At 40.0% G+C, this 5,101-nt stretch carries 2 protein-coding genes; both read right to left on the minus strand.

Annotation, left to right across the window (positions count from 1 at the left end):
• Positions 1-1,631 (minus strand): type I polyketide synthase (locus tag F6K49_RS34860; protein ID WP_293104041.1); only part of this gene is annotated, 1,631 nt, incomplete at its 3' end.
• A 19-nt stretch (positions 1,632-1,650) separates the two neighbouring features.
• A partial coding sequence (locus F6K49_RS34865; RefSeq protein WP_293104038.1) for an amino acid adenylation domain-containing protein occupies positions 1,651-5,101 on the minus strand: 3,451 nt, incomplete at its 5' end.

Genomic DNA, 5,101 nt, shown 5'->3' on the forward strand with positions numbered 1-5,101 from the left:
TATTGCGCTCCCTGACCAGAAAACATGAACACTACAGGTCGTTCGATAGGCTCTTGGTAATGAGTTAAAACTGGTTGGAATTCCGGAGTGGAAAGTGCTTTGAGAGCATCATCTATATTTTGGTAGACTAACATCCGGCGATACTCAAAGGCTGTACGACCTACTTGTAGGGTATAGGCCACATCTGCAAGATTAATTTCTGGATGCTGTTTTAAGTGCGCAGCAAGGTTAGTTGTTGCTGTTTCTAAAGCTGAATTTGTTTTAGCAGAAAGCACTAACAACTGCCAGGGGCGAGACGTTGAGGATGGTTCTAAAGTGGGAGCTTCTTCAAGAACTACATGAGCATTTGTACCACCAATACCAAAAGAACTTACTCCGGCCCGACGAGGTGTTCCATTGGTGTTCCACTCCGAGAGAGTGGTATTAACGTAGAAAGGGCTATTAGCAAAGTCAATGGTGGGGTTCGGTGTTTCAAAATTCAGGCTTGGTGGTAGTTTCTTGTGTTTGAGGGCTAAAACTGTTTTGATCAAGCCACCAACCCCTGCTGCTGCATCTAGATGCCCCATATTAGTTTTCAGCGAACCAATGGCACAAAAGCCTTTTTTTTCGGTAGTCCCTCGAAACACTTTGGTTAAAGCTGCAATTTCAATGGGGTCTCCTAGGGGAGTTGCAGTTCCATGAGCTTCTATATAAGTAATTGTTTCCGGGTCAATCCCAGCTATTGACTGGGCTTCAGAAATCACTGCTGCTTGACCTTCTACACTAGGAGCAGTGTAGCCAACTTTTGATGAACCGTCGTTGTTGATAGCAGAACCTTTAATCTGAGCATAAATGTAGTCGCCATCTGCGATCGCATCTTCTAATCTTTTCAAGACCACAATACCCAACCCATTACCACCTAAAGTTCCCTTGGCTTTAGCATCAAAAGTACGACAATGTCCATCAGGAGACATAATCATTCCCTCTTGATATAAATAACCTTTTTTGTGGGGAACTTGAATGGAAACACCACCTGCCAAAGCCATATCACATTCACCACTGAGCAAACTTTGGCAAGCTAGATGAACGGCAACTAAAGAAGTGGAGCAAGCAGTTTGAACTGTAATACTTGGTCCTGTTAAATTTAGTTTGTAAGAAACCCGGGTTGATAAGAAATCATTACCATTGCCCAAAAGAAATTGATAAACGTTTCCTGGTTCTGAATTTTCTAGATGAGGATAGATATTATTGCGGGCGTAACTGTTCTCACTCAGACCAGCATAAACTCCTATAGCACCCGCATAAGTTTGTGAGTCATAACCAGCAACTTCTAGTGCTTCAACAGCAGACTCTAGAAATAGGCGTTGTTGTGGGTCAATGATTTCAGCTTCTCTGGGATTATAGTCAAAGAAACTAGCATCAAAGAGATCGATGTCTGAAATTACAGTTCCTGCTTTAACATAATTCTGTTTTTTTAACAAGCTGGGGTCGATCCCTTCCTCCAATAGTTCCTGTTCAGAGAAAAATTCAATAGACTCCACACCCTCTTGTAAATTTTTCCAGAAAGTATCAATGTTATTCGCCTTGGGAAAACGACCAGAAATGCCAATGATAGCGATCGCTGAATCATCAATATTATTTGTAGTAATCATTTTATTCATCAAAAATTATTTATTTATGTCTACGATTTTGCTGTCTTTGTAACCTTTGCTGTTTCATCGAAGTTTTCCTGTCACTACGAGCCTTTGCTTGACCAGTAGTTAAATAATCAGTTACTTTTCCCCTTTGTAAATCAATTAAATATTTAGAAAATTCCGATATATTTGGGTGTTGAAACAGTTTGACAATTGAGATATCTTGTGCATATATTTTCTGTAACTTTGTGTGAACTTTAATTGTTAGTAATGAATGACCTCCAAGTTCAAAGAAATTATCATAAATTCCCACTTTTTCTACCTGTAGAACCTCTTGCCAAATCTTAGCCAGAAGTTGCTCTGTTTCCGTCTGAGGCGTCACATAAGTTGTTGATATACCTGAAGGAACAGTATCGGGAACTGGCAAAGCATGACGGTCAATCTTGCCGTTGGGGGTTAGAGGGAAAGCATCTAGCAACACGAAAGCTGCCGGAATCATGTATTCAGGTAGCTTTTGCTTGAGAAATTGGCGAATCTGAGGAATTAGGGAAGCGTCTTGAGTAGATTCCTGCTTAGGAACTATATAGACTACCAAACGTTGTCCTCCTGCTGGGTCTGACTGAGCAATAACCACATTTTCCTTGACATCAGGGTATTGTGAAACTAAAGCTTCGATTTCTCCAATTTCAATGCGGAAACCTCTGATTTTAACTTGGTAGTCTATCCGCCCAATAAATTCTATATTGCCATCAGGAAGATAACGTGCTAAGTCTCCTGTTTTATATAACTTTGTGGCTTTTGACTTATCAAAAGGGTTGGGAATAAATTTGGAGGCTGTGAGTTCGGGGCGGTTGTGGTAGCCTGTTGCTAAACCATCTCCTCCAATATGAAGTTCTCCTGCTACTCCTATGGGCACTGGTTGTAATTGGGAGTCGAGGATATATATTTGGGTGTTGGATATTGGCTTACCTATGGGCAGATTTGTTGCTCCTTCTGCTACTTTAGTCACCTTGTACCATGAAGAGAATGTAGTATTTTCTGTCGGTCCATAGACATGAAGCAATCTTTCTGGTGCCCCTTTTTCAAATACCTGTTTCACTGATTTTGGGTCTACTGCCTCTCCTCCAAATAACAAATGTTTCAAGGTACTGAATGCTTCTGGTACTGAGTAGGCTAACTGATTAAATAAAGCTGTTGTCAAAAATAGTGTCGTAATTTTTTCTTGTTTAATATAGTTGACAAACTCTTGAGGAGAAAGGAGTACAGATTTGGTAATTACTACTGCCACTGCTCCGTGTAATAAAGCTCCCCAAATTTCAAATGTGGCTGCATCAAAAGAGGTATTGGAAACTTGAGCTACCCGGTCTGTAGGATCCAGTTGCACATAGTTGGTGTTGCTAAAAAGCCGAACTACCCCTTGATGAGGAATAGTTACTCCTTTTGGTTGACCCGTTGAACCTGAAGTATAGATAACGTAAGCTAACTGATTAGCTGTTACCTGATTTTCGGGTATTTGCTGACTCTGTTGATTAATAATTTCTTCATCTGTATCTAAACAAATCACAGATGCTTTTGTGTCCGATAAATGATTCTGCCATTTTTCTTCAGTCAAGATGATGGATAGTTGTGCATCTTCTATCATGTAATTGAGACGGGAAGTTGGATAATTCGGGTCTAATGGCACATAAGCTCCTCCGGCTTTGAGTATGGCTAATAAACCTACTACCATCTCTAACGAACGCTCTACACATATTCCCACTAGGGTTTCTGGAACTACTCCCAATTTTTGCAAATAATGGGCTAGTTGATTAGCTTTGCTATTTAATTCGGAATAAGTCAGCTTTTGCTCTTCAAATACTACTGCTATGGCATTTGGGTTGTTTTCAACCTGTTCCTCAAATAACTGATGGATACATTTGTCCGTAGGATAATCTGTTTTCCTATTGTTCCACTCCACAAGTATTTGGTCTAGCTCTGGCCCTGTCATTAATGGTAGTGCTGTTACTCTTTGTTGCGGATTATTCACTATTCCTGCCAACAACTTCTGGAAATGACCAGCCATTCGGGCAATAGTTTGCTTATCAAATAAGTCAGTATTGTATTTTAAGAACCCAATCAGAGAGGAATCCTCTTCAACCATTTCCAGCAATAAATCATATAAACCTTCCTGTTGATCAAATGTAAATGCTTCTACTTCAAGTCCTCCCCAATTCATCAAGTTTTTTTTGCTACTGCCAAAACACAGCTTTTTTTGCAGCTCTTGAGATTTTAGGAATTTTTGTAGTACAAAAGCAGCCTGAAACAGAGGAGAACGACTGGAGTCACGTTCTACCTGTAACTTCTCTACCAATAAAGCCAAGGGATAATTTTGATGACCTAATGCTCCCTTAACTGTCTGGTGGACTTGGGAAAGAAAATCTCTAAAACAGGGATTCCCTGATAAATCTGCTCTCATTACCATTGAGTTAACAAAGTAACCAATAGAGGCAAACTGCTGTTTAGTTCTACCAAATGCAAAAGAACCTACCAAGATATCCTCTTGGCCTGTGTAACGATAAAGCAGAACTTGAAAAGCAGCCAACAGAGTCATATACAGAGTTGCCTTCTCTATTTGAGCTAGTTCCTTTAGTTGTTCAGTCAGCTTTTCAGATAACTTGAAGGGGCAGCTGCCACCATTATAAGTTTTTATAGGGGGTCGTGGTTTGTCTGTGGGCAAATTCAATACTGGTAATTCCCCTGCCAATTTTTGTTGCCAGTATTCCCAAAGTTTTTCTCCTTTTTCTCCCTCTAATAACTCTTTTTCCCAACGAACGTAATCTTGATAAGAATGCTTTAGTAACGGTAGGGATGCCTCAACCCCATTTAGTTTAGCTTGGTAGAGTTGTGGCAGCTCTGTGGCAATTAAGTTGCGTGACCAACCATCTAAAGCAATGTGGTGTATTGTCAGTAACATAATGTGGTTTGCTTCTGAGCAAGTAAACCACCTAACTCGCATCACTGATTCTGTTTCTAAATTAAAGGGATGTCTGTGAGCTTCAACTACCTTTTTGTATAACTCCTCTTCACTCCAACTAGAAGCATCTATCTGTAAAAAATCTAACTCTTGATGTTGATGTAGTTGTTGAACTGGTTGTTCACCTAACTTCGGGAATGTACTCCGTAGTAGCGGATGCCTTTCCCTTAAAGCTTGAAAAACTTGTTGCCAAATAGTTATATCTACCTTAGAGTAAATCCGAACCGAAAATGACACATTATAATTATGACTCTGGGGTGATAGCTGCCACAAAAACCAGAGATCTTTTTGACCATAAGAGAGGGGATGGACTTGGGATATATCTGGATTTTCGTTTAGTAACTGTAATATTTCTGATTTATACTGCTCTAATTCGGCCATAACATCAGTGGTCAGTACTTCTTGGGAACCTCCAGTTCTTAACTTTCCTTCATCACTCCATAATTTAACCCCTTTGATAGAAAGGTCTTTTAAG

It is taken from the genome of Moorena sp. SIO3I6 (genome assembly GCF_010672095.1).